The organism is Bifidobacterium moukalabense DSM 27321 (assembly GCF_000522505.1).
Taxonomy (GTDB): domain Bacteria; phylum Actinomycetota; class Actinomycetes; order Actinomycetales; family Bifidobacteriaceae; genus Bifidobacterium; species Bifidobacterium moukalabense.
In genome coordinates, this window is sequence record NZ_AZMV01000007.1 from 124,557 (window position 1) to 150,942 (window position 26,386).

The 26,386-nt window shown below is 62.5% G+C and carries 21 protein-coding genes; 19 read left to right on the plus strand and 2 right to left on the minus strand.

Features of this window, described 5'->3' with window-relative positions; translation table 11 throughout:
• The first annotated feature begins 166 nt into the window (after nt 1-166).
• The 9 genes from BMOU_RS06885 to BMOU_RS06925 all read left to right on the plus strand — a co-directional run bounded on the left by BMOU_RS06885 (nt 167) and on the right by BMOU_RS06925 (nt 10,559).
• Nucleotides 167-1,207 carry a FluC/FEX family fluoride channel gene (locus BMOU_RS06885; protein ID WP_034876137.1) on the plus strand — a complete coding sequence of 347 codons (1,041 nt, stop codon included), beginning with the start codon at nt 167-169 and terminating at the stop codon, nt 1,205-1,207.
• Nucleotides 1,207-1,575: a fluoride efflux transporter FluC gene (locus tag BMOU_RS06890; protein ID WP_034876139.1), complete on the plus strand. Its 369-nt coding sequence runs from the start codon at nt 1,207-1,209 to the stop codon at nt 1,573-1,575. Before BMOU_RS06885 ends, BMOU_RS06890 begins: the two co-directional genes overlap by 1 nt.
• 297 nt (nt 1,576-1,872) lie before the next feature.
• Nucleotides 1,873-3,294, plus strand: a complete 1,422-nt coding sequence (locus BMOU_RS06895) for an ABC transporter permease subunit (RefSeq protein WP_034876141.1) — start codon at nt 1,873-1,875, stop codon at nt 3,292-3,294.
• A gap of 3 nt (nt 3,295-3,297) precedes the next feature.
• The gene (locus tag BMOU_RS06900; RefSeq protein ID WP_034876143.1) at nt 3,298-4,281 is read left to right on the plus strand and encodes a branched-chain amino acid ABC transporter permease; all 984 of its coding nucleotides are present in this window, start codon (nt 3,298-3,300) and stop codon (nt 4,279-4,281) included.
• Complete coding sequence (locus BMOU_RS06905; RefSeq protein WP_034876145.1) at nt 4,274-5,245, plus strand: ABC transporter ATP-binding protein; 972 nt, start codon at nt 4,274-4,276, stop codon at nt 5,243-5,245. Before BMOU_RS06900 ends, BMOU_RS06905 begins: the two co-directional genes overlap by 8 nt.
• Before the next feature lie 139 nt (nt 5,246-5,384).
• A complete protein-coding gene (locus tag BMOU_RS06910; RefSeq protein WP_051428961.1) occupies nt 5,385-6,206 on the plus strand; it encodes an ABC transporter ATP-binding protein in 822 nt (273 codons plus the stop codon).
• Nucleotides 6,207-6,455: 249 nt separating this feature from the next.
• Nucleotides 6,456-7,760, plus strand: coding sequence for an ABC transporter substrate-binding protein (locus tag BMOU_RS06915; protein WP_034876149.1), 1,305 nt, complete (start codon nt 6,456-6,458; stop codon nt 7,758-7,760).
• A gap of 185 nt (nt 7,761-7,945) precedes the next feature.
• Nucleotides 7,946-9,220 carry an ABC transporter substrate-binding protein gene (locus BMOU_RS06920; protein WP_034876151.1) on the plus strand — a complete coding sequence of 425 codons (1,275 nt, stop codon included), beginning with the start codon at nt 7,946-7,948 and terminating at the stop codon, nt 9,218-9,220.
• A 229-nt stretch (nt 9,221-9,449) separates the two neighbouring features.
• Nucleotides 9,450-10,559 (plus strand): LacI family DNA-binding transcriptional regulator, encoded by a 1,110-nt coding sequence (locus BMOU_RS06925; protein WP_034876153.1) that lies wholly within the window; start codon nt 9,450-9,452, stop codon nt 10,557-10,559.
• Here BMOU_RS06925 and BMOU_RS06930 read toward each other — a convergent pair.
• The gene (locus BMOU_RS06930) at nt 10,550-11,503 is read right to left on the minus strand and encodes an aminodeoxychorismate lyase (RefSeq protein WP_034876155.1); all 954 of its coding nucleotides are present in this window, start codon (nt 11,501-11,503) and stop codon (nt 10,550-10,552) included. The two genes, BMOU_RS06925 and BMOU_RS06930, sit on opposite strands and share 10 nt — an antisense overlap.
• Nucleotides 11,504-11,876: 373 nt before the next feature.
• Between BMOU_RS06930 and BMOU_RS06935 the strand changes: the two genes are divergently transcribed.
• The 7 genes from BMOU_RS06935 (at nt 11,877) to BMOU_RS06965 (ending at nt 20,994) form a co-directional block, all read left to right on the plus strand.
• Entirely contained in the window at nt 11,877-12,662 is a 786-nt protein-coding gene (locus BMOU_RS06935) for a putative hydro-lyase (protein ID WP_034877380.1), read from the plus strand.
• A gap of 67 nt (nt 12,663-12,729) precedes the next feature.
• Entirely contained in the window at nt 12,730-13,605 is an 876-nt protein-coding gene (locus BMOU_RS06940; RefSeq protein WP_034876157.1) for a LamB/YcsF family protein, read from the plus strand.
• Nucleotides 13,602-15,578: a 5-oxoprolinase subunit B/C family protein gene (locus BMOU_RS06945; RefSeq protein ID WP_034876159.1), complete on the plus strand. Its 1,977-nt coding sequence runs from the start codon at nt 13,602-13,604 to the stop codon at nt 15,576-15,578. The genes BMOU_RS06940 and BMOU_RS06945 overlap by 4 nt, the downstream gene beginning before the upstream one ends.
• The gene (locus BMOU_RS06950) at nt 15,554-17,371 is read left to right on the plus strand and encodes an acetyl/propionyl/methylcrotonyl-CoA carboxylase subunit alpha (RefSeq protein WP_034876161.1); all 1,818 of its coding nucleotides are present in this window, start codon (nt 15,554-15,556) and stop codon (nt 17,369-17,371) included. The genes BMOU_RS06945 and BMOU_RS06950 overlap by 25 nt, the downstream gene beginning before the upstream one ends.
• Before the next feature lie 40 nt (nt 17,372-17,411).
• Nucleotides 17,412-18,440, plus strand: a complete 1,029-nt coding sequence (locus tag BMOU_RS06955; protein WP_034876163.1) for a glutamate cyclase domain-containing protein — start codon at nt 17,412-17,414, stop codon at nt 18,438-18,440.
• 177 nt (nt 18,441-18,617) lie between these two features.
• Nucleotides 18,618-20,132: a sucrose phosphorylase gene (gene gtfA, locus BMOU_RS06960; RefSeq protein ID WP_034876165.1), complete on the plus strand. Its 1,515-nt coding sequence runs from the start codon at nt 18,618-18,620 to the stop codon at nt 20,130-20,132.
• Nucleotides 20,133-20,337: 205 nt separating this feature from the next.
• The gene (locus BMOU_RS06965) at nt 20,338-20,994 is read left to right on the plus strand and encodes a YesL family protein (RefSeq protein WP_034876167.1); all 657 of its coding nucleotides are present in this window, start codon (nt 20,338-20,340) and stop codon (nt 20,992-20,994) included.
• A gap of 93 nt (nt 20,995-21,087) precedes the next feature.
• Here the strand turns inward: BMOU_RS06965 and BMOU_RS06970 are convergent, their stop codons facing one another.
• Nucleotides 21,088-22,689, minus strand: coding sequence for an alpha-amylase family glycosyl hydrolase (locus BMOU_RS06970; RefSeq protein ID WP_034876170.1), 1,602 nt, complete (start codon nt 22,687-22,689; stop codon nt 21,088-21,090).
• Nucleotides 22,690-23,020: 331 nt separating this feature from the next.
• Here BMOU_RS06970 and BMOU_RS06975 point away from each other — a divergent pair, with 331 nt between their 5' ends.
• The 3 genes from BMOU_RS06975 to BMOU_RS06985 all read left to right on the plus strand — a co-directional run bounded on the left by BMOU_RS06975 (nt 23,021) and on the right by BMOU_RS06985 (nt 26,120).
• Nucleotides 23,021-24,304, plus strand: coding sequence for an ABC transporter substrate-binding protein (locus BMOU_RS06975; protein WP_034876172.1), 1,284 nt, complete (start codon nt 23,021-23,023; stop codon nt 24,302-24,304).
• Between the two features lie 80 nt (nt 24,305-24,384).
• Nucleotides 24,385-25,263, plus strand: coding sequence for a carbohydrate ABC transporter permease (locus BMOU_RS06980; protein ID WP_034876174.1), 879 nt, complete (start codon nt 24,385-24,387; stop codon nt 25,261-25,263).
• Complete coding sequence (locus BMOU_RS06985) at nt 25,263-26,120, plus strand: carbohydrate ABC transporter permease (RefSeq protein ID WP_034876176.1); 858 nt, start codon at nt 25,263-25,265, stop codon at nt 26,118-26,120. The genes BMOU_RS06980 and BMOU_RS06985 overlap by 1 nt, the downstream gene beginning before the upstream one ends.
• Nucleotides 26,121-26,386: the final 266 nt, after the last annotated feature.

Here is a 26,386-nt window from a genome sequence, read left to right on the forward strand (position 1 = left end):
GAGATTCGGACATGTGGTCGGATTGCGACATGGCAGCGTGTACACTCGTGCAATGTCAGAAAGACGGCATCTGCGGCCGGCGCATCGTTGTATGGCCCAGTCGCGAGAACGGTGTGGTTCGTGAGATCGTCTGAAAGCTTTGTGGACAATAGGAAATGGGAGCGGTATGGAATCGCAGACACGGGGCCCGTTGCATGGCGGACAAGCGGATGGCGAGTCCGAACCGCCCAAGCCGGTGAATGCAGGGGAGGATCCGAATCCGGCGACGCAGTCGATCAGTGTGACCGAGGCGGCCAATGCGGACGCCCGGCCGCAAGGTGCGGCTGCGGCTCCCAATCCTCCCCGGATTCCTCTCGCCCCGTTGAAGCGCGTGCAGGCGCGGTTCAATCCTCTGGCCGACGGGCTGATGTATCTGGTGGTGTTCGTCGGCGGTTTCGTCGGTGTGGGGCTTCGTCGCGTGCTTGATGTGATGATGCCGGCAGCCGAAGGGCAGCCGTTCGTGCCGGGTACATTCGTGTCGAACATGCTGGCCTGCCTTTTGTTCGCCATGCTGGTCGAATATATGACGGTCGCCTCATGGCTGCCCCGTCGCATACGCCAGATCACCAGCCGTGGCCTCGGTCTGGGATTGCTCGGGGGACTTTCCACCATGTCCGGTCTCATGCTGGAAGCCATGGAGGGAATGAGAACGCATCATGTGGCGGGTGCGTTGCTGTATCTTGCGATCAGTTTCATCGGAGGCGTGATTGCATCCGCGATGAGTGTCGGGCTTATGCAGTTGCTGCTTGCGCGGCGCACGCGCAGAACCGTACGTGAGGCATTGCAGGTGTCCGATTCTCCAGAATCGGACACTCAGGAGGCCGGCAGACGCTCACGGTTGTCCGATTCTGGCGAATCGGACAAATTGGCGGCGCAGGACGCCCCGCCCGAGGGGTATATGCAGGTGAAAGTGGCCGATGCGGCGCATTCCGCCGCGCAGGCCGCGTTGGAAGCGGCTGCGGCGGCGCAGGCGGCGGCGACCACCGCGGCACAGGCCGCACAGTCCGAATCCTTGGAATCGCAAGAATCCCCGGTGCTGGCGGAGCTTGCCGGCGTGACGCGGCGGGACAATCCTGCGCCTTCCGAGGATTTGCCGAGTTTCGAGCCCAAGCCGGTCACTGCGGAGATTCCGTTGGTCGCCGATCCGACCACGGGGGAGGTACGTTGATGATCTGGATGCTCTGTTTCTTCGGCGGTATCGGGGCCATGGCACGTTATGTGCTTGACGTGTCGATTCAGCGCAGCTGGAATCGTTCCTTTCCGTTGTCGACGCTGGTGATCAACGGCGTCGCCTCGTTGTGTGCGGGCGTTGCGATGATGTCGTATTATGCGCAGTCGGTGGATTCCGACACCGTCATGCTGTTTTTGGTTGGCTTCCTAGGCGGTTTTTCCACGTTTTCGACGGCCATCAACGAGTTGCTGTCGCTGATTCGCAAGAAGCGTTTTGTGATGGCGTTGGGATATGGTGTGGCGACGGTCGCGGTGCCGCTGGTCTGCATCGCGTTGGGTCTTGGACTGGCTTCGTTCGCCCGCTGACGCGAATGCCTGCCCGAATGCCTGCCGACGTGCGCATCGGAGCGCATCGGAGCGTGTCGAGACCGCCGAAATCCGGCGAACCTCCGTTGCGCCGTCCGCGGTCGCATTCCGTTCCTCGGCGGCGTCTTCGGCCATTTCGGCGCCCCGGTCGACTCATTCTGCGGGACTTTCCGTTGGCTTCCCCGCGTAATTTTCGTGTTACGACTCCGGCGCGAGGGTAACCTTCCGGAAATCTGAGCGCAACTGAGAACGCCGTTTCTTCTCCTACGTTGTGGAAGCAACAAGAGAGGAAATCCTATGACAGCCGTATCTCATATCGCACGGCATCGTCGATCGGGAATCGTAATACTGTGTTCGATCTTCGCCGCTCTTTCGATGCTTTTCGTACTACCGCCTGATTCAGCCATGGCCGCCGATGCCGTTGACGTCTGCAATCCGACTTCCGACAACGGTTGCGTCAACGGCATTCTGCAGGATGCCGACAAGAAGGCGATTCCGGACGTAACCGTGAAGCTTTCTGGTGAGGAAGAGGCGGAAACGAAGACCGACGCCGACGGCAAGTGGGCGTTTTCGGTCAAGGATGATGGCGATTACACCGTCACCATCGACGAATCCGTGGCCGAGGAACACGGTCTGCAGTCGAGCAGCGCCACGGTGACCATCAAGAAGGCCAGCTTCGACAAGCAGCGTTGCGTGGTCCGCTTCGACCAGGCCAACGATTCCGCGGCTTCCGGCAGCGCAGGCTCCGGCAGCGCGGGATCCGGCTCGACCCAATCCGATTCCGGCAGCTCCGGCACCGACTCGGGCGCCGCGACGACGAAGAAGTCCGGTTCCAACATCGGTAAGCGCATCTGGCAGCAGCTTTACTCCGGCATCATCTTCGGCCTGATGCTCGGCCTGATGTCGGTCGGCATGAACCTCGTGTACGGCACCACCGGCCTGCAGTCGTTCTCGCACGGTGAGCAGGTCACGCTCGGCGGCCTCATGGCGTACGTCGGCACGCAGATGTTGCATATGCCGTTGGTCGTCTCCGCGATCTTCGCCATCGTGATCGGTGCGGTCACCGGCCTGATTCAGAACGAGATCGTGTGGAGCCCGCTACGCCGTCGCCACGTCGGCACCATGCAGCAGATGATCGTCACCATCGGTCTGTCGATGGCGCTGCAGTATACGTTCCAGTTCTTCTTCGGCGGCGACATCAAGGGCATTGTCAAGTCGGTGCCGGACAGCTTCCAGCTGGGGCCGATCACGACCGATGCGCCGACGCTGATCTCCGCCTTGATCGCGATTCTTGTGATCGTCGGCGTCACGCTGTTCCTATACAAGACCCGGCTTGGCCGCGCGACGCGAGCCGTGTCCGACAATTCCGCGCTGGCCGCCGCCTCCGGCATCAACGTGGACCAGGTGGTGCGCGTGGTGTGGGTCCTGGCATGCGCCATGGCCGCCCTGTCCGGCGTGCTGCTCGGCGTCTATCTCAACGGCATTTCCTGGAATACCGGCGCGACGCTGATCCTGCTGATGTTCGCGGCCGTGACCCTTGGCGGTCTCGGCACTGCCAACGGCGCGCTCATCGGCTCGCTGGTCATCGGCATCGTGGCGGACATGAGCTCTCTGGTCATTCCCAACGACATGCGTTACGCCAGCGCGCTGGCAATCCTCATCATCGTTCTGCTGGTGCGTCCGCAGGGCATCTTCGGCAAACAGCAAAGGGTGGGCTGATTCATGGACATCATGACTATCATCTCCAATGCGGCGGGCGAGCTGATCGCCCCGACCACCGCGGCATACGTACTCGCCGCCATCGGTCTGAACATTCACTTCGGCATGACGGGCCTGATGAACATGGGCCAGGCAGGCTTCATGCTGCTCGGCGCCTACGGGTTCGCGGTCACGCAGTCGATGGGCTGCAACCTGTTCGCCTCCGTATGCGCGGCGCTCGCGCTGGCCGTGATATACGCGCTGCTGCTGGGCATCCCGACGCTGAAGCTCGGTCCCGACTATCTGGCCATGGTCACGTTGGCGGCCGCGGAGATCATCCGCATCATCGGCCGCTCCACGGCCATGACGAATCTCACGGGCGGATCCGCAGGCATCTCCCCGCAGGATTTCACGGAGAAGTTCGAGGCGCTCTCCCCGCTGCCCGATGGTTCGACCACGTTCCTGCTGTGGACCTACAGCAACAACATCGCGAACTCCTGGTGGCTGCGCATCGTGGCCTGGATTCTCGTGGCCATCGCCGCCTTCCTGTGCTGGCGCTGGTTCCACTCGCCGTGGGGCCGTGTGCTCAAGGGCATCCGTGAGGATGAGAACGCGATCCGCTCGCTCGGCAAACCGGTTACGAAGTACAAGATGGAGTCGCTGATCCTCGGCGGTCTGTTCGGTGCGCTGGCCGGCATCATCTTCGTGCTGCCGCGTTCCGTGCAGCCGGATTCGCTTGGCCGCACCGTCACGTTCTACGTGTGGACGATTCTGCTGCTCGGCGGCGCCGCGACGATTCTCGGCCCGGTGCTCGGCTCATGCGTGCTGTGGGTGCTGCTCACCTTCGTCAAGGAGGTCATGCGCAACACCGTTCCCGAAACCCTGATTACCTCCAATCAGATCGAAGCCCTCGGCTGGGTGATCGTCGGCGTCGCGCTGATGTGCCTGGTGATCTTCAGGCCGCAAGGCTTGTTGGGTGACCGAAAGGAGTTGGCTTTCCATGCCTGATACAACGAACATCTCCCAGCCTGGCGTTCCGTTCCACGACCTCGCGAAGTGGGCCACCAAGGCTCCGGAAGGCGAGACGCTCATCTCCACCGCCTACGGCGACAAAGTCACCGAAGACCTGAAATTCGTGGAGAACAAGCCCGGCGTGCACAAGCCGGACCCGATTCTGATCGCCGACAACGTGACCCGCAGATTCGGTGGCATGACCGCCGTCGATGTGGACCACTTCGAAATCGAACGGCATGGCATCACCGCCCTGATCGGCCCGAACGGCGCCGGCAAAACCACGTTCTTCAATCTGATGACCGGCTTCGATACGCCGAATACGGGCACGTGGCAGTTCGATGGCAAGGACATGGCCCACGTGCAGCCCGAAAAGGTGGCGCGTATGGGCATGGTCCGTACGTTCCAGCTGACGAAGGTCATGAGTCGCCTGACCGTGCTCGACAATATGCTGCTCGGCGCGCCCGTGCAGCCGGGCGAGGGCATGTTCCGTGCGTTGTTTCCCGGAATGTGGAAGCGCCAGGAGAAGGAGAACGTCGAGAAGGCGGAGGCGTTGCTGGAGCGCTTTCTGCTGATCAAGAAGAAGGATGATTATGCGGGTGCGCTTTCCGGCGGCCAGCGCAAGCTGCTGGAGATGGCGCGTGCGCTGATGTCGGATCCGCAGCTGGTGATGCTCGACGAGCCGATGGCTGGTGTGAACCCGGCATTGAAGCAGTCGCTGCTCGACCACATCATGGCGTTGCGTGAGGAGGGCACCACGGTGCTGTTCGTGGAGCATGACATCAATATGGTGCGCCATATCGCCGATTGGGTCACCGTCATGGCCGAAGGCAAGATCGTGGCCGAGGGCCAGCCGAAGTCCGTGATGAGCGATCCCGCGGTGATCGACGCCTATCTGGGCGCGCATGCCAATATCGACCTTGGTGACGATTCCGTACTCGAAGATTTGAAAGAGGCCTGAGATGAACGATAACGCAACCGTCGCCAATCCGGCCGGTTTGTCCGATTCTCCCGAATCGGACATCCAGACGGGAAATCCGGTGGGTTCCGTGTCCGATTCTGGAGAATCGGACATCCGTGGAATGAATTTCGGGTCCCAGATGTCCGATTCACCAGAATCGGACACTCAGGGCGGGAAGGAGCGTCTGACCCGCGCCCAGATCCATGTGGGCGAGCCGGCGGGCGAACCCCTGCTTGACGCGGTCGACCTGGTCGCCGGATACATTCCCGGCGTGAATATCCTCAACGGCGCATCCCTTACCCTGCATGAGGGTGAGATCGTCGGCATCATCGGCCCGAACGGCGCCGGCAAGTCCACGCTCCTGAAGTCGCTGTTCGGCTTGGTGCATATCCATTCCGGCAAGCTCCTGCTCAAGGGCGAGGACATCACCAACCTGCGCGCCGACAAGCTGGTCTCCCGCGGCGTCGGATTCGTGCCGCAGACCGAGAACGTGTTCCCGAGCCTGACCATCGCGGAAAACATGCATATGGGCGCATTCCAGGCGCCGAAGCTGTTCAACGAGCGTTTCGACTATGTATGCTCCATCTTCCCCAAGCTGGGGCAGCGCAGGAATCAACTCGCCGGACAGCTTTCCGGCGGCGAACGCCAGATGGTGGCCATGGCCCGCGCCCTTATGATGAAGCCGTCCGTGCTGTTGCTCGACGAACCTTCCGCAGGTCTGTCGCCGATGCTGCAGGATGAGACCTTCATCCGCGTGCGCCAGGTCAACAAGGCCGGCGTCTCCGTGATCATCGTCGAGCAGAACGCCCGCCGCTGCCTGCAGATCTGCGATCGCGGCTATGTGCTCGACCAGGGCCGCAACGCTTATTCGGGCAAGGGCCGTGACCTGATGGAGGATCCGAAGGTCATCTCCCTGTACCTCGGCAATCTGGAGGAGGAGGTCCAGGAGGAGGGCAGGTAGTCCCGTCCCGCACAGCCGCCGGCGTTCCGGAGCCCATGGCCACGCCGGCGGCTCGACCATGCCTGAAAACCAGTGAAAATCCCTGTGTTTCCAACAGTTTTCGGACTTCATCTCAGGTTAACTTCATGCACACACTTTCGGTTTGCGGGGTTTCTATATTCCGAAGTAAAGATTGCGAACGGTCGGGAGCAGTCACGATGATCGCAGTCGTCACCAAGGGTTCGGCATTCGGTCGGATCAAGAGAGGAAATGGTGATTCGCATGAAGCATATCAACATGAGGAGTATGAGGAAGCTGTCGATTACGACGACCGCCATGGTTGCCGCCGCAGTGATGTCGCTCGCCGGTTGCGGCTCGAGTTCCAGCGGTTCCAGCAGCTCGGCGAGCGCGTCCGATTCCAGCGCCAAGACCACCAAGTTCGTGCTTGGCGGTCTGTGGCCGGAAACCGGTTCCCTGGCCTACCTGGCGCCGCCTGAGCTGGCTGCCGAGAAGCTGGCGGTCAAGGACATCAACGATGCCGGCGGTGTGCTGGGCAATGACGTCACCACCGTCGACGCCGACACCTCGGACGCGGACCATGCCGACCAGAACACCTCCGCCGCGCAGTCCGTGCTCAGCAAGAACCCGTCGTTCATCATCGGCCCGGCTTCCAGCTCCGTGGTCAAGAACACCTACAAGTCCATCACCTCGCAGAACATTCCGATGCTGTCGATGGGCGCCACTTCGGCCAGTTTCTCCGGATTGTCCGACTACTTCTTCCGCACCGTCGCCCCCGATACCGTGCAGGGCGCCGTGCTCGGCAACGTGATCGCCCAGGATGGCGTGCAGAAGCTCGCCGTCGCGGTCTTCAACGACGAATACGGCACCGGCCTGCGCGACACCATCATCAAGACCGCCGGTGAGGCCGGCGTCGATGTGGTCTACGGCGAGAAGGATACCTTCGACCCGACCGAAACCAACTTCGCCTCCATCGCCACCGCGATCAAGGCCTCCGATGCGGATGCCACGCTGGTGATCGCCTTCGACCAGACCAAGCCGCTGCTCAAGGCCCTCGCCTCCGCCGGCGTCGACATGCACAAGCTGTATTTCGTCGATGGCAACACCTCCGATTATTCCAGCGAACTTGATGCCGGCCTGCTCGAGGGATCGAAGGGCACCATTCCCGGCACCAATCCGTCCGACGACTTCGTCAAGCGTCTTGAGTCCACGGGCGTGGACCTGAAGAACACCACCACCTACGGTGCCGAAACCTATGATGGCATCATTCTCGCGGCCCTCGCCGCGCAGAAGGGCGGCAGCGCCGACGGCAAGACCATCCAGGCCAACATGGCGGCGGTCTCCGGTGCGAACGGCGGCGAGAAGTGCGATTCCTACAAGGCCTGCGTGGCCCTGCTCAAGGACGGCAAGGAGATCCAGTACTCCGGACAGACCGGCATCGGGCCGTTCAACAAGAACAACGATCCGAGCTCCGCGAACATCGGCGTCTACACCTTCGACGGCGACAACAAACCGGTCTTCGACCACACCCAGTCCGGCGACGTTCCGACTGACTGACGGCAGGTTTTGACGGTGGCCGGCGAACGTGGGATGCACGGCCGCCATCGGACCCCAATCGCAAGAATCCGCACAATTCCAGATAGCGCAACCGTGATGGCCGTAGGAATATGCGGATTCTTGCTTTCCCGCGGCAATACACACGGCAATAAGCGATATCACAGAGACAAGAGGAAGTGACGACAATGAAGAAGAGTAATTCCAAGAAGACCCTGATTACGATTACCGCGGCGGCGGCCGCGCTGACGATGATGCTGTCCGGCTGCGGCTCGTCTGCGTCCGGCTCGAGCGCCTCAACCGCCTCGTCCAAATCCGATTCCGGCACGTTCATCGCGGCCGGCCTGTTCCCGCTCACCGGCTCCATGGCGTACCTCGGCCCGGCCAACATCGCCACCATGAAGCTCGCACAGAAGGACATCAACGATGCCGGCGGCGTGCTGGGCAAGGACATCGAGATCACCTCGGCCGACACCTCGGACGCGGACCATGCCGACCAGAACACCTCCGCCGCGCAGTCGGTGCTTGCCAAGAACCCCTCCGTCGTGGTCGGCCCGCCGTCCAGCTCCGTGGTCAAGAACACCTACAAGCAGGTCACCTCCGCCAAGGTGCCGATGATCTCCTCGGGCGCCACGTCCACCGCGTTCTCCGGCCTGAACGACTACTTCTTCCGTACCATCCCGCCGGACACCGTGCAGGGTGCCGTACTGGGCCAGATCATCGCCCAGGACGGTGTGAAGAACCTTGCCATCGCGGTCTTCAACGACGAATACGGCACGTCTCTGCGAGACGTGGTCGTCAAGACCGTTGAGGATGCCGGCGTGAAGGTCGTCTACGGCGAGAAGGACACCTTCGACCCGACCGAAACCAACTTCTCCTCGATGGTGACCAGCATCAAGGCCTCCGATGCGGACGCCACGCTGGTGATCGCCTTCGATCAGACCGTGCCGCTCGTCAAGGAGCTTGCGGCCCAGGGCGTCGACACCCATAAGCTGTACATGACCGACGGCAATACCGTCGACCATTCCGAGGATTTCGAAAGCGGTCTGCTGGAAGGTTCCGTCGGCACCATTCCGGGCGCCCACCCGACCGACGAATTCCAGAAGAACGTCAAGTCCTTCAATTCCAAGGTCACCGACTTCACCTATACCGCCGAAACCTACGACGCCATCGTGCTGGCCGCGCTCGCCGCGCAGAAGGGCGGCGCCACGGACGGCGAGACCGTGCAGAAGAACCTCATGGCGGTCTCCGGCTCCACCAAGGGCGAGGAATGCGATTCCTACAAGGCCTGCCTGGCCCTGCTCAAGGATGGCAAGGAGATCCAGTACAAGGGCCAGACCTCCATCGGCGCGTTCAACGACGCGCATGATCCGAGCTCGGCCTCCATCGGCGTCTACAAGTACGACGCCGACAACAAGCCGGTCTTCGACCATTCGCAGGAAGGTTCCGTGCCTACGGCCTGATCCGCGGCGCCGCGCCTGGATTGTGGGCGCGGATCACGGTCGGACGCGGCAAACGGCGCGAAGCGGGCGGCAATCGTCGTCAGGCTTCGCGCCGTTTTCGTATGCCGGCGAGCGTATGCCCCCGCCGGCCGTCTCGCTGAACGTAAAACGATGCACACACCGTTCGCTGAACCGGTTCGATACTATGTACAATGAGCATGATAACGGTTGCGCAATAAGGAGTATGAACATGGTCGGCATGCGCGACGTGGCGAAGAAGGCCGGAGTCTCGTTGAGCACCGTCTCGTTGGTGGTGAACGGTACGGGGTATGTGTCCGACGATATGCGCGATCGGGTGCAGCGTGCCATGAGCGCGCTGAATTACGTACCGAACGAGCTGGCGCGCAATCTGTACCACAATCGCACCAATATGGTCGGTGTGATCGTGCCGACCATCCGCCACCCGTTTTTCGCCACGTTCACGGCCAATCTGCAGCATGCGCTCGCCGGGCAGGGATTGAGCACCATGCTGTGTTCCACCGCCGATGCCGAGAACGGCGAGGCCGAGTACGTGGAGATGCTGCGCCGCCATATCATGGACGGCATCGTGATGAGCGCCCACACCGCGCATACGCCCGATTATTGGACATCCATCCGCCGTCCGATCGTCGCGTTCGACCGTGTGCTGGGGGAAGGCATCGCTTCGGTGGGCTCCGACCATGAGCAGGGCGGCCGCCTGATCGCCGATCTGCTCATTCGCACCGGTGCGCGTCATGTGGTGATGATCGGCGGGCCGCGTGATCAGTTCTTCGACCTGGCCGCCCGCGGCGAGGTGGAGGATGCCTTCGACTTGGAGAAGACCACCTTCCCCACGGTGCGCTATTACCTGACGCTCGAACAGGAGCTGACGAAGGCCGGCATCCGTTACGAATATGTGGAGGCCGGCGAGGTCATGGACTTCGATGGCTACCATCGTGCGGTGAACGAGACGTTGGACCGCGTCGGTCCGGATGGCGTGGATGCGGTGGTCAGCTCCGATATCGGGGCTTCCTTCTGCGTGCGCGAGGCGCTGCAGCGGGGTATCGGCATTCCGCGGGATCTGCAGATCGTCGCCTACGACGGCACGTATCTGACCGACCTCGCCGGCATGAGGATGACCGCGGTCGTGCAGGATTTCGTCGGGATCGCGCAGTCCGTCGCCGACCACATCACGCAGGTCATCGTCAATGAGGATGCGGGTGCGGCCAAGGCAAGCCTGAAAAAAGACGACAACCCGTTCGAGCCGTCCGTGCTCATTCCCGTGACCTTGGCGTTGGGCGACACCACGCGTGCGGCGTCAGCGGCCGCCGATCACTCGTAATCGCCGGTCGGGCCGATTGCCAGCGCGGCGTCATGCGTGCGTCCGGAATGGATCGCGTCGTTGATCGCCTGAATCTGCGCCGTGTCCACGACCAAGGCGCGTCCATCGATCTCGCTGATCGGGATCGCCCAACCACCGTGCGTCATGTACAGGCTGTCGGCCTCACGCAGTTCGGCGATCGGCAGCTTCCGATAGGTCGCCTTGTGACCCTCCTGCAACGCCCATGCGAACATCTCACGCTGCGAGGTGCCGTTGAGGATGCCGATGCGCGGGTCGGGCGTGACGAAATCGTCGCCGTAGCGCGCCACGATCGAGGAATTCGGGCATTCCATCGTGTAGCCGTCCTCCGTGTGCAGAATCGCATCGCCGACGCCCCGGCGCGCGCATTCGCGGTGCACGGCGCAGTTGAACGCGTAGCTGAGGGTCTTCGCGCCATTGAGCAGCCAAGGTGCGCGGGCGGTGATATCCGACGGATACCCGCGCGTCATCGACGCCATGGTGATCGGCTCCAACGAATGCAGCGTGCCCTTGGCGTCGAGGAAGATGAAGATGGTGGGCGTGCGGTCGGCCGACCTGCCCACGCCGGTGTCCGGGTCGAGGCCGCGGGAGACGATGATGCGCAGCATCGGGCCGGGTTCCGGATCGTCATACTGGTCGATGACCAGCTCCACGGCGCGGGTCATCGCCGGAATGTTCGGTTCGGGCATGTCCATGAGCTTCGCGGATCGCGCGAGACGCCTGAGATGGTTCTCCAACGAGACCGGAAAGCCCTTCCACACGGTGGTCGCCTCGAAAATGCCGTCGCCGCGCAGCACGCTCAGATCGAAGGCGTTGATGATGTCGTCCGTCGGATCCGCGAACCGCACCAAATCCTTGTCGGACGCGACGGACGTACCTGCAAACAGCGCCTTGCCATTGCCGATGCCCAGAACGATCGAACTCATGGGAACCTCTCTTCCTGCGCGCGCAGCCATCGCGTAAGCCATACGGCGCGAATCGTGCGGATGGCGCGAATCCCAATCACATGAACATGCCAATCCGATCATGCGAAGCCGACTGCATAATGCCAGCCGCGTGGAACCGACGCAACGCATGAAATCGGGACGGCGACGCGACGCCGCCGTACAGCGCCCAACCTAGTGGCGATATGTTTCCGCGCGAAGCCGCCAATTTGCAAGCCTGAAACATTGGCGTCACGAAAGTCAAAACACCGTAACGTTGTGCGTTCATCGTGGTGGGCAGAAGAGTTTTCCGTTGCCTGCGGGTCGCGCCGGTCGGTGCGAGGACGACGTAGGCATGGGCGAGGAAGGCGTGAACATGGCTGATCTCGATGCGGCATCCACCCCCGCGGCGGCGCGCGCCGCGTTCCGTGCGGGGCAGGTACGCCCGACGTGCGGCATAGCGCGGGGCTATGCACAGGCGAATCTGATGATCCTACCGAAGGAACAGGCCTTCGACTTCCTGCTGTTTGCGCAACGCAATCCCAAACCCTGCCCCCTGCTGGAGGTGATGGAACCGGGCGTCACCGAACCGGCGACCGCACCGGGCGCCGACATCCGCACCGACGTGCCGCTGTATCGCGTGTGGAGGCATGGCGAGCTGGTGGCCGAGACGCCGGACATCCGCGACTACTGGCGGTCCGATCTGGTGACGTTCGTGATCGGATGCAGCTTCACCTTCGAGTTTCCCCTGATGGAGGCCGGAATCCCGGTGCGGCACATCACGGCCGGACGCAACGTGCCCATGTACGATACGTCGATCGAATGCCGGCCGGCGGGCGCCTTCCATTCCACGATGGTCGTGTCGATGCGCGGCATTCCCGCACGGCAGGTGGCCGACGCGTGCCGGATCTCCGGATACTATCCGTCGGTGCACGGCGCACCCGTATGCATAGGTGATTCCACCGCAATCGGCATCGACGACATCACACAGCCCGACTACGGCGACAAACCGGTCCTGGAGCCGGGCGACGTGCCGGTGTTCTGGGCGTGCGGCGTAACCCCACAGGCGGCGGTGATGGCGTCGAAACCGGAATTCGCGATCACGCACGCGCCGGGGCATATGTTCATCACCGACAAACGGGACCTCGACTACATGGTGTGAATGGCGACCGCATGGTGTGAATGGCGACCGCACGGTGTGAACAACGGGAGACGGCAGAAGGGGCGGTATGAACGGCATCGATTTGAACAGCGACATGGGAGAGAGCTTCGGGCGTTGGAAACTCGGCGATGACGAGGCATTGCTCGCGGTGGTCTCGAGCGCGAACGTGGCCTGCGGATTCCATGCGGGCGATCCTTCGGTGATGCTGCGCACGCTCGAGGTCGCGGGCTCGCGCGGCGTTGCGGTCGGAGCGCACGTTGCCTACCGTGATCTGGCCGGGTTTGGGCGTCGCTACGTCGACGTGACACCTGCCGAACTGAAGGCGGACGTGATGTACCAGATTGCCGCGCTGGAGGGGCTCGCGCACGCCGTAGGCACCGGCGTGCGGTATGTGAAGCCGCATGGGGCGCTCTACAACCGGATCGTGCACGACGAGGCTCAGGCCTCCGCGGTGGTCGACGCAATCCGCTGCGTTGATCCGAGTCTGGGCGTGCTCACCCAGCCTGGTGCCGTGGTCGGCCGTCTGGCTGCGGATGCGGGCCTGCGCGTATTCCACGAGGCCTTCGCCGACCGGGCCTACAATCCGGACGGCACGCTGGTCTCACGCCGGCTGTCCGGAGCGGTGATCGCCGACCCGGTGGCGGTGGCCGCACGCGTGCTGCGCATGGCCACACGGCATGAGGTCGAGGCGATTGACGGCTCCGTGGTGACCTTGGACGCTGATTCCGTATGCGTGCATGGCGATTCGCCCTCCGCCGTGGCCATGGCTCGGGCCGTGAGGGCCCATCTGGAAGCCGAAGGCATCGAAGTGCACGCATTCGCAGCGGATAGGGAGACAAAACGCCACGATTCCGACAGGGCGTCCAGCTACGGTGCGAGCAACCCCGAGGCATCCGACGCCATGCATGGCGGCGTCCTGCCCCCGATTGGTCGTCGGCCATGAGATTCCTGACCTGCGGCGACGGCGGCGTGCTGGTGGAACTCGCCGATCTTGACGAGACCCTGCGCGTATTCGCCGCACTGCGTTCCGCCACTACGGCAGACAAACCGCGCGGGAGCGTTCTGGACGCCGTGACCCAGCTGATTCCCGCAGCCCGCACCATACTGATCGCATTCGACCCGTTACTCGCCTCCCGTGCCGGCATCATCGCTGCGGTGCGCGCGCTGGACGTTTCCGCTGACGTGTGCCGACGCTCGCGGACCGTTGAGATTCCGGTGGTCTACGATGGTGAGGATTTGGCCGACATAGCCCGGTTGCTGGGTGTCTCCGCGTCTCAGATCATTGCGCGGCATTGCGCTCGCGCATGGTCGGTCGCATTCGTCGGATTCGCGCCCGGTTTCGCCTACCTGACCGGCGGTGATGAGATCTTCGACGTGCCGCGCCGCACAGTGCCGCGACTGAGCGTTCCCGCCGGCGCGGTGGGATTGGCGGGCACCTTTTCCGGCGTCTACCCACGGGTGAGTTCCGGCGGCTGGCAGTTGCTCGGCCATACCGAAAGGACGATGTGGGATGAGCATGCCGACCCGCCCGCATTGCTGCAGCCGGGCGATGCCGTGCGGTTCACTCCCGTGCGCGAGCGTGCCGTGGCCGCCCCCGTCTCCTGTTTGTCCGATTCTGGAGAATCGGACAACTGTGACGCCAAAATTCGGTTCCATGTGTCCGATTCACCAGAATCGGACAAACAGAAGGCAGGCAAACGGTGCGGCCCGGATTCAGCCGGCGTGGCGACCGCCGCGCTGGAGGCCGTACGTCCGGGACTGCTTACCACCTTCCAGGATGATGGGCGGCGCTCGGCGGATATGGGCGTGACCGGTTCGGGCGCGGCCGATCCGTGCTCCTCCCATCTCGCCAATGCCTTGGTCGGCAATCCTGCGAACGCCCCTGTTCTGGAAATCACCGGCGGGGGAGTGCGCTTCGTGGCGCACGGCGATGCGGTCGTGGCCGTGGCCGGTGCGCCGGCGCCGATCACCATCATCGGCAATGCCGACCGAAACGATGGCGTGAGTGCGCAACATAACGCAGAAGGCCGCGCGCATGCACTCGAGCGCACCGTGGTGATCAGGCAGGAGGCCATGCTGCTGCGTGACGGCGAAGCCATCGAAATCGGCGTTCCGTCCAGCGGACTGCGCGACTACCTGGCGGTGCGTGGCGGATTCGACGTGGAACGTTCGCTCGGATCCGCCGCGACCGACACCATGAGCGGCATCGGTCCCAAGCCGATCGTGTCCGGGCAATTCCTGGCGGTGTGCCGGCCGGAGGCGAGCCCATCGATAACGGCATGCGGTGGCGGGGACGGCACAGACAGACGTGGTGCAGACAGACGTGGCGCAGGCAAAGGCGGTACAGACGGGGACGGCACATGCGGAAATAGTGTGGGACTGCCGGAACCATGGCCGGAACATCTGCCGAAATCCGGCGAAATCACGGAACTCCACGTGCATTTGGGGCCGCGCGACGACTGGTTCACCACAACGGGAATCAGCGACTTCCTCAACCGGATCTGGACGGTCACCGCGCAATCGAACCGTGTGGGGCTACGCTTGCAGGGCGAATGTTCGCTGGAACGGCGTGATGCCGCGGAATTGGCGAGCGAGGCGACGCCGCCGGGCTCCATCGAGGTTCCGACCAGCGGCCAGCCGGTCATTTTCCTACGTGACCAACCCGTGACCGGAGGCTACCCGGTCATTGCCGTGCTGACGCCCCGGTCGCTGAATCTGGCCGGGCAGCTGCCGCCGGGTGCCCAAATCCGCTTCCGCTGTTTGTCCGATTCTGGTGAATCGGACACATGGAACCGAATTTTGGCGTCACAGTTGTCCGATTCTCCAGAATCGGACAATCAGGAATCGGACAAACAGTGCGCACAATCGCAAGAACACAAGGAGATCCGGCAATGCCCAGACTGCAGCGAATCCTGATCGCCAACCGCGGTGAGATCGCGGTGCGCATCATCCACGCGTGCCACGACACCGGCCGTACGGCCATTGCGGCTTATGCCGACCCGGACGCCGACGCGCTGTTCGTGCATCTGGCCGACGAAGCCTACTCACTGCAGGGGGCGGATGCGAAAAGCACGTATCTCAACATCGACGCAATCATAGGGGCCGCCAAGAAGGCGCATGCCGACGCGGTGCATCCCGGCTACGGATTCCTTGCCGAAAACGCGGACTTCGCCGAAGCGGTCATCGCCGCCGGCATGACGTGGATCGGTCCGGGCCCCGATACCATCCGCGCGCTCGGATCCAAGGTCGAAGCCCGGCGCATCGCGGCCAAGGCGGGCGCGCCCATGGCCCCCGGCACCACCGGACCCGTGCGCGAGCCGTCCGAAGTCGTGGCGTTCGCCGAACGGCACGGTCTGCCGCTGGCCATCAAAGCCGTGTATGGCGGCGGCGGTCGCGGTCTGAAGGTGGTGCACCAGCTCGAAGACGTGCGTGAGGCTTTCGTATCCGCCACGCATGAGGCCGAGCTTGCGTTCGGCAACGGCGACTGCTTCATCGAACGCTTCCTGGCACGCCCCCGCCATGTGGAGGTGCAGGTGCTGGGCGACCGCACCGGCAGCGTTGTCGCCGTCGGCACGCGCGACTGCTCGCTGCAGCGTCGCAATCAGAAGCTCATCGAGGAGGCGCCGGCTCCGTTCCTGCCGGATGGGACCGTGCGGCGACTCGAATCCGCAGCCGTCGCCATCTGTGAGAGGGCGCACTACGAGAGCGCCGGAACGGTGGAGTTCCTCGTCGATCCGGACGGCACCATGTCGTTCATGGAAGTCAACACACGCATTCAGGTGGAGCATCCCGTTACGGAGGCCGTGACGGGCGTCGACTTGGTCGCGGCGCAACTTGCGGTCGCCGAGGGCGCGCGAATCGCTGAGATTCCCGGTTTGGAAGACGGTACGCCCGCTGCGCGCGGTCACGCCATCGAATTTCGCATCAATGCGGAGGATCCGGCGTTGGGTTTCGTTCCGTTTCCCGGCACCGTCGAAAAATTGCGTGTTCCGACCGGTCCCGGTGTCCGCTTTGATTCCGGCGTTGCCGCGGGTGATTCGATTCCCGGCCAGTTCGATTCGATGCTGGCCAAGCTGGTGATTTCTGCACCTTCACGTGAGGCCTGTCTGGCCCGCGCCCGCCGTGCATTGGCCGAGCTTGCGATTGCCGGGATCCCGACGGTCATCCCATTTGACAGGGCGGTGCTTGAGCAGCCCGCCTTTATTGCCGGGGATGCCGATTTTGGCGTGTACACCCGTTGGATCGAGGAGGAATTCCTGCCGACGGTCGATGCCGCGTCGTTGTCGGGAGGTGCATGCGGCAGACGGGGCGCGCCGACGCATCCCGTTGAGAGCTGGCTTGAGATCGATGGGCGTCGGGTCCGTCTCGGATTGCCTGCGGGTCTCGCCTCGCTCGCCGCCTTCGCCGCCAGTTTGTCCGATTCACCAGAATCGGACAAACAGAATGTGTTTTTTGCCCCGCAGATGTCCGATTCTCCAGAATCGGACAAATATGAGGTCGGCATGGCGATCGAATCCACGATCACCGGCACCTTGTCCCGATGGCTGGTCGACGACGGCGCGCAGGTGCGCGAGGGCGATCTGATCGCGGTGCTCGAGGCCATGAAGATGGAGACCGAGATCATAGCCCCCTCATCGGGCATATTACATCGGAGCGCACATGTCGGTGATCCCGTCCAATACGGCGAAAGCCTGGGATGCATCGAATAGCGCCGCACTGTCGTGCGCGAACGCCTTGGAGGAGGGGAACATGCGCAAAAGCATTCTGGATTGGCGGCATTACCCGACCATTGCGAGAATCGCGAACATGGCCGCACATGATGTCGGCCGCGGTTCGGAGACGTTGATGACGTATTCGCGCGGCGACCTGTTCCGCGCCGCCCGTCATCTGGTTTCCGGCAGGGAAGGGCGCTCCGGCAGGAGCGGTCTGCCGGCCCGGGCGCTGGTGGTCACCGGATTCTTCATTCCTCAGGCCGATCGGCCGGCCGCCGAAACGGACGGTCCGTTGGGTGCGTTGGAAGTGTGCATGGCATTGCGTGCGATTGGCGGGGACGCCTGGCTGGTCAGCGACGAATGCTGCGAGCCGGTGATCCGCCCGGCTGCGTTGGGATTCCTGCCGGAGGACCATGTGCTCATCGCCCCCAATGTGTCCGATTCTCCAGAATCGGACACTCGGAACGCGAATAACGCCCCGCATGTGTCCGATTCGGGAGAATCGGACACATGCACGCCAGGCGGCACCCCGTTCGATGCCTGGCTGAACCGTGTGATTGACTTGGTGCGCGCCGAAGGCATCAGCACCCTGATCTACATCGAACGCGTCGGCCCCGCCCGCGACGGCAGTCCGCACAACATGCGCGGCATCGATATCACCGAGTGGACCGCGCCCCTGAGCCAACTGACGCTTATGAGCCTGCACACCATCGGCGTGGGCGACGGCGGCAACGAGATCGGCATGGGCCGCGTCGAGGATTACGCCATCGAGGGCGTGGTGGATCATGGCGCGAACATCGCGTGCACGGTGCCGACGGACCAGCTTGTGGTGGCGGGCACGTCGAATTGGGGCGCCCACGCGCTGGTGTGCGCCATGCGCGCGTTCGGCCGTACCGAGGTGGACCCTTACATGGAGATCGGCTGGCAGCGCATGGTGTTGGATGCGATCGTCGCGCACGGCGGTCTTGACGGTGTGCATATGACGAACGTCGCGACCGTGGACGGCCTTGATTCCGATCGTTATTTCGCTGAGATAGCAACGCTCGCCTCCGTTGCGCGCCGGTAACGCGCCGAGTCGGTCTGACACGCCGACGGGCTGGTGCCGACTGGACAACGACGTCTCTTTGGCGGTAATATCGAACCGGTTCGATATTTCGGGAGGGCGGCACTCCCCGGAACGAACGGAAAGGTCGGCGTCCCGAACGCCGCCGGCAATGCATCAATTGGAACCGAGGGAGGTCCCATGAAGAATAAAGTGCAGCTCATCACTTACGCTGACCGTCTCGGCGACGGCACCATCAAGTCGATGACCGATATTCTGCGCACCCGCTTCGACGGCGTGTACGACGGCGTACATATTCTGCCGTTCTTCACCCCGTTCGACGGCGCCGACGCAGGCTTTGACCCGATTGACCACACCAAGGTCGATCCGCGACTCGGCGACTGGGATGACGTCGCCGAGCTGTCCCGGACCCACGACATCATGGTCGACGCCATCGTCAACCATATGAGCTGGGAATCCAAGCAGTTCCAGGACGTGCTCGCCAACGGCGAGGAATCCGAGTACTACCCGATGTTCCTGACCATGAGCTCCGTCTTCCCGAACGGCGCCACTGAAGAGGATCTGGCCGGCATCTACCGTCCGCGCCCGGGTCTGCCGTTCACCCATTACAAGTTCGCCGGCAAGACCCGTCTGGTATGGGTGAGCTTCACCCCGCAGCAGGTCGACATCGACACCGACTCCGACAAGGGTTGGGAATACCTCATGTCGATCTTCGACCAGATGGCCGCATCCCATGTGAGCTACATCCGTCTCGACGCCGTCGGCTATGGCGCCAAGGAGTCCGGCACCAGCTGCTTCATGACCCCGAAGACCTTCAAGCTGATCTCCCGCCTGCGCGAGGAGGGCGTCAAGCGTGGTCTCGAAATCCTCATCGAAGTGCATTCCTACTACAAGAAGCAGGTCGAGATCGCCTCGAAGGTCGATCGAGTCTACGATTTCGCCCTGCCGCCGCTGCTGCTGCATTCGCTGAACACGGGCCACGTCGAGCCGGTCGCGCACTGGACCGACATCCGCCCGAACAATGCCGTCACCGTGCTCGATACGCACGACGGCATCGGCGTGATCGACATCGGCTCCGATCAGCTGGACCGCTCGCTCAAGGGCCTTGTGCCGGATGAGGATGTCGACGCCCTCGTCAACACCATTCATGCCAACACCCACGGCGAGTCCCAGGCCGCGACCGGCGCCGCCGCCTCCAACCTCGACCTCTACCAGGTCAACAGCACCTACTACTCGGCACTGGGCTGCAACGACCAGCATTACATCGCAGCCCGCGCCGTGCAGTTCTTCCTGCCGGGCGTCCCGCAGGTCTACTATGTCGGCGCCCTCGCCGGCAGGAACGACATGGAGCTGCTGAAGAAGACCAACAACGGCCGCGACATCAACCGTCACTACTACTCCACCGCGGAGATCGACGAGAACCTCGAGCGCCCGGTGGTCAAGGCCCTGAACGCCCTGGCGAAGTTCCGCAACGAACTCGACGCCTTCGACGGCGACTTCTCCTATGAGGCCGATGGCGACACGTCCATCAGCTTCACCTGGAAGGGCGCCACCACCTCCGCCACGCTCACCTTCGAGCCCGGTAAGGGCCTTGGCGTCGATAACGCCGCCTCCGTCGCCACGCTCGTGTGGACCGACGCCGCCGGCGAACACCGCACCGACGATCTGATCGCCGAGCCGCCGGTCGTCGCCTGACGCCAGGCCGACCGTCCGTAAGGTCCGGCATGTCCGTTGCCCCTCCCGCCCGTTCCTGCGATGCGGGAGGGGCAAAATACATCGGGCATGCCGGGCGGTACGCATCCGGCCCGTCGTGGGGCGTTGCGCCGGCCCGCAGCGGAATCATGCCGGCCAACTCGCGACCTGCCGGAACTTTCCCGCACTTCCCGGTAAGGTGGGCGTTATGCCAAAGATGTCAAAGCTCTTCGATCAGAACAACATGTTCTTCGCCATCATGGGCGTGCTGTTCGACCTGATCGTGCTCAACGTGCTCACGCTGCTGTGCTGCATCCCGATCGTCACCGCAGGCGCCGCGTTCACGGCCATGCACAGCGTGCTGTGGCGCATGGTCCGCCATGAGGAAACCTATGTAGCGCGCCAGTTCTTCGAGTCGTTCAAACGCAACCTCAGGCAGTCGATTCTGCCATGGCTCGGGTTGCTGCTCGCCGCCGTCGTGCTCGCCGTCGACGGCATGCTCGCATGGTCGATGGGGTCCATGCGTGGCCCGCTTGTCGCCTGTGTGGCCTTCGTGGGGTTGCTGCTTGTCGCCGTCGCGCAATATTTCTTTCCGCTGCTGTCCCGTTACGAGGATTCGACCGCCGTGCACTTGGGGAACGCCGCGAAGCTTGCGTTCGGATTTTTCCCGCGCACGCTGTGCATGCTGGTGATCCTCGCCGGTTTCGCCGCGCTGTACATGCAGTTCTTCGTCTACATGATTCCGCTGCTGCTGTTGATGGGCGTCACGTTGCCGCAGTACTGCTGCGCCTGGATCTACAGCTGGATCTTCCGGCACATCGACGGCGAAATCGACGCAAAGGGCCGAAAGATACAGCGGCCCTGACCATCGGTGCGCAAGGCCGCTCCATCGGCCGCGATGCCGGCGGAGCGACCATGTCATGCCGCACCCTCGCGAAGCGTGCGATGCCTTCGGTCGTCACCGGCATCTGAAGACGGTCGCACTGCCCGCCGGAACGCGCAGCTCGCCTTCCCTGACGCCGGCGATGGCTCCGATGTGGAACAGCACGTCATCCTCCGTTGCGCCGATCGCACCGCCATATGCCGCCGGCAATGCGCAGCGCGCCTCGGATGACGACGGATTGATGGCCACGACGATGCGTTCGCGGGAATCCGCGCCGCCGGCCCTGCCGGTCGTTCTTGCATACACAAGCGGATACGCGTGGTCCTGCGCATGCAGGAATTCGATGTCGCCGTCGGCCTGCAGCGCCGGATGCGCCATACGCAGGGTGTTCAGGGCGCGCACGGCATGCAGCAGCGAATCGGCGTCCTCCTCCTGCGAGGCCACGTTCGGCGCGTCCGCGGCGCCGTCGACCGGCAGATACAGATTCTCCCGGCGGGCGGCCGAGAATCCCGCATTGGTCGAACAATCCCACTGCATCGGCGTGCGTGAGCCGGTGCGTTCATAGCCGCCTTCCTTGGATCTGAGTCCATGCGCATACCGCATGCCGATCTCATCGCCGTAGTAGATGAACGGACAGCCCGGCATGGTCAGCAGGAACGTGAATGCAAGTTTCATCTCGTCGGGGGTCAGGGTGTCGCGCATGCGGATCATGTCGTGATTGCCTGACGGAATGCAGATGTAGCCGCCGCCTGCGGTGTCGGCGAGCATCTTCCGGTATGTGTCGGCGAACGCCCTGATGTCGCCGTTCGCCGAGGCCGAGAAATACGGATTCTCCCGGAACAGGTCCAGGTAGTGCGACGGCCCGAAGTGCAGCAGGAAGTCCATGTCGAAGCCGGCGTGCAGCGCCTCGTGGGGGTTGCCCCACTCCGAGACGAGCACGGCTTGCGGATAGCGCTCGTCCAGGTGTTCGCGAACCTGCCGCCACAGTTTCGACGTCCAATGATGGTCGGAATCCTCCTTGACCAGGCTGGCGGCCATGTCCACGCGGAAACCGTCGCAGCCCAGGCCCAGCCAGAAGTCCATGATGTCTTGGATGAGCAGACGCCCGGCCTGCGCTTCCGGTGAGTCCGCCGCGAACTGCCAGTCCTCGGTCACGGTGCCGAAGCCGTAGTTCAGACACGCCTGCGTGGAGAAGCAGTTGACGGCCGCCGCATCCGGGCGTTCCGCGATGCCGCCCAGAAAGCCGCGGATCGATGCGTATGGCGAATTCAGGTCGGGGGATTGGCTCAGCGGCCTCCAGATGTAGCGGTCGGTCCATGCGTTGCGTTCGTCCTTGCAGGATTCCTTGAACCAGGGGTTGTCGATGGCCGTATGCCCCGGCACCAGATCGAGCAGTACGTGCATGCCGAGTTCGTGCGCGCGTTCGAATAGCGCCGCAAGGTCTTCGTTGCTGCCGTAGCGCGCCGCGACGGTGTAGTAGTCGCGCACGTCGTAGCCGGCGTCGTAGAACGACGAGTCGAAGCAGGGGTTGATCCAGATGGCGTTGCAGCCGAGATCGCGGATGTATTCGAGTGCGCTGATGATGCCTTGAAAATCCCCGATGCCGTCCGCATTGGAGTCTTTGAACGACTGCGGATAGATTTCATAGAAAATAGCGTTGTTCAACCAGTTCGCCATAAAATCTCCTTGATTCCTAGTTGTGCTTGTGATACATCGATGTATCAAAGGTCAGTTCCCTATAGGGTGCATGTATGAAGCCATCATAGCGCGGTCCGATGGCATTTTCGAGACGTTGAGATATTAACGTTTGCAATACGTCAATCCTTTGACTCGACACGCTGATGAAAAGACTGTGAACTAGGGGTTTTCTTAAACCGGTTTGACACCCTCGAACCGGTTTGATAACCTGTACGGCAAGGACGGAGAAATTCCGACAACGTAAGTCGGGAATCCCCTCCTTGAACACCTCATTAAGCAGGGTTGCTTAGTGGATAGAAAGGGATTGGAAATGAGTAAGTTCTCTTCGTGGAAGAAGGCCGGCGCTGCCGTCGTCGCTTCGCTGATGGCCGTCGGCATGCTGGGTGCATGCGGATCATCGAGCTCCAGCGGTACCAAGATCACCATCTTCAACTCCAAGGTCGAGATCGAAAGCCAGATGGAGGAGATGGCAGAGAAATACTCCAAGGAGAAGGGCGTGGATGTCGAGGTCTACTACTCCAACGACACCGTCGCCGCTCACCTCGCCACCAAGTACGCCTCCAAGGATCCGTACACCATCTCCATGGTCGACGCCAAGGATGTCTACTCCCTGGCTAAGGAGCACGCCATCGACCTGTCCGATCAGAGCTGGGTCAAAGACACCGACTATGCCATCAGCATCGACGGCAAGACCTACGGCTACCCGGTCTCCATCGAAGCCCGCGGCCTGATCTACAACGCCGACGCCATCAAGAAGATCACCGGCAAGGAATTCAAGCCGGAGGACTACAAGACCCTCGATTCCTTCAAGGAGCTCATCCAGGAGCTCAAGGACGGCGGCATGGCCTCCCCGACCGGCGTGATGAAGGAAGACTGGTCCCTGGCGGCCCACTTCCTGCCCGAAGTCTACGAGGAGCAGGAGGATCCGAACGCCTTCCTGCTTGACATGAAGGACGGCAAGGTCGATCTCAACTCCAATGCCAAGTGGACCTCCCTCATGAACTTCTTCGACGTGATGAAGGACAACAACTACGCCAAGTCCTCCGCCATCTCCGCGGAGCGCGAGGTGACCGAACAGAAGCTGGCCGAAGGCGAGATCGCCTTCATGTTCGGCGGCAACTGGGACTGGTCCGTGATCAACCAGTATGACTACTCCAAGAACATGGGCATCATGCCGGTCCCGCAGAACACGGACGACGGCACCAACGAGGAGCTCGTCGGCGGCGGTTCCAAGTACTTCTTCATCGACTCCTCCGACAACACCTCCGACGAGCAGCGCAAGGCCGCCAAGGACTTCCTGAACTGGCTCGCCGAAGACAAGGAAGGCCAGGAGTTCATCACCAACGACGCCGCGCTGGTCTCCCCGTTCAAGAGCAACACCCTCGATGTCGCCGACCCGCTGAGCAAGTCCGTGAAGTCCTATGCCGACGGCGGCAAGCTCATCCCGAACTACAACTACCTGCCGGACGACCACTACTCCGTGCTGGGCGCCAAGTTCCAGAAGTGGCTCGCCGGCGAAGAGGATCGCGCAACCCTCGCCAAGGACATCCAGGATTACTGGAAGACCGCCAAGTTCACGGGCGAAACCGCCTGATCCGTCAGGGCACATGATGCAGGGCCTGCCGCCGGCACCGACGGCAGGCCTTACATCCCCGGCGCAAAAAGGGATTCATCATGAAACAAAACAAGCTTTCCTATAAAATCAGCCAGTTCCTGATGTTCGGCGGTCCGGCGACGATCCTGTTCTTCGCCGTCGTGATCCTGCCGTTCTTCTACGGCCTGTACCTGACCTTCACCAGCTGGGACGGCGTTTCGGCGAAGAAGCCGTTCGTCGGTCTCGACAACTACAAGGCGGCCATCGCCGACACCGCGTACTGGCAGTCGCTCGGCCGCACCTTCGTCTACTCCGTCATCTCGGTCGTACTCGTCAACATCGTCGCCTTCCTGCTGGCCTACATGGTGACCAGCGGCATCAAGGGGCAGAACTTCTTCCGCGCGGGCTTCTTCATTCCGAACCTCATCGGCGGCATCGTCCTGGGCTACGTATGGAAGTTCGTGTTCAACCGCGCCTTCGTCGCCATCGCCGAGGCGGCCACCCAGTCCGAACACGCATCGCTACTGTCCACGCCGAACGGCGCGATGTTCTGTCTGATCCTCGTATCGGTCTGGCAATACGCGGGCTACATGATGCTGATCTACGTGGCCGGCTTCATGAGCGTGGACCAGAGCCTGAAGGAAGCGGCCATGATCGATGGCTGCAACAAGGGCAAGGCCATGTGGCACGTGGTCATTCCGCTGATGCGCGCCTCCTTCGTGCAGTGCATCTTCCTGAGCACCACCCGCTGCTTTATGGTCTACGACCTGAACCTCTCGCTTACCAAGGGCGAGCCGTTCAACCAGTCGGTGCTTGCGGCCATGCACGTCTACAACCAGGCGTTCGTCTACAAGAACTACGGCACCGGTCAGGCGGAGGCGCTGGTCCTCTTCATCGTCTGCGCAGTGATCGGCATGCTGCAGGTGTACTTCGGCAAGAAAGGTGAGGTGGCAGCGTAATGGAAGGTCAAGTCAGCACTCGCACCAAGGTTCTGCATGCATTGATGATCGTCGTTCTGACGATCGTGCTGCTGCTGTTCATCGCGCCGTTCATCCTGGTCGTAATCAACGTCTTCAAGACCAAGGCCGACATCAACACGGAGCCGCTCGCGCTGATCGGCAAGCACGGATTCACCCTGGACAACTTCCCCCGGGCAATGGAGAAGATGAATTTCTTCACCGTGTTCGGCAATTCCGTGGTCATCACCGTCAGCGCCACGATCCTGACCATCCTGTTCTCCGCGATGTGCGCGTACGTGATCGTGCGCAACCCTTCGTGGAGGTTCGGCGGCGCGGTCTTCGCGCTTATGGTGGCCTCCATGGTCATTCCGTTCCAGGTGCTCATGGTGCCGTTGGTCTCCGTGTATGGCGGTCTGCTCAACGTGCTGAACAGCCGCATCACGCTGATCCTCATGCACACCGGCTTCTCGGTGTCCCTGGCGGTGTTCATGTTCCATGGCGCCATCAAGACGAACATTCCGAACGAGCTTGAGGAGGCGGCCAGCATCGATGGCTGCTCCAAGTGGCGCACCTTCTGGACGATCGTGTTCCCGCTGCTCAAGCCGACCGTAGCCACGGTCGCCATCATCGACGCCATGGCCTTCTGGAACGACTACCTGCTGCCATCCCTGGTCCTGGGCCGCCGCGAGCTGTACACCATCCCGATCGCGACCCAGATCTTCTACGGCACCTACTCCAACGACATCGGCCTGATCATGGCGGCGCTGCTGCTGGCCATGCTGCCGATCCTCATCCTGTACCTGTTCCTGCAGCGGTACATCGTCGAAGGCGTCACCTCCGGCGCGGTGAAGGGCTGATGATGTGCGGTCGCGCCTGTCCATAGCGGGGCCGCGCGTCGAATGCAGACGGGCCCGGATGTGCATCGAATTGCGCATCCGGGCCTTTTCATGCCCGCCATGACTGATGCGTGCCTTGGTGTGGCGAATCGGGGGACCGGGACTTTTCCATAGGCGTAAAAACGGTATCGAACCGGTTCGACACGCGCGGAGGGAATCAGAATTGAATTACGTTCGGTTTCGAGATAATATCGAACCGGTTCGATATCGAGGTCGAGCCATATAAA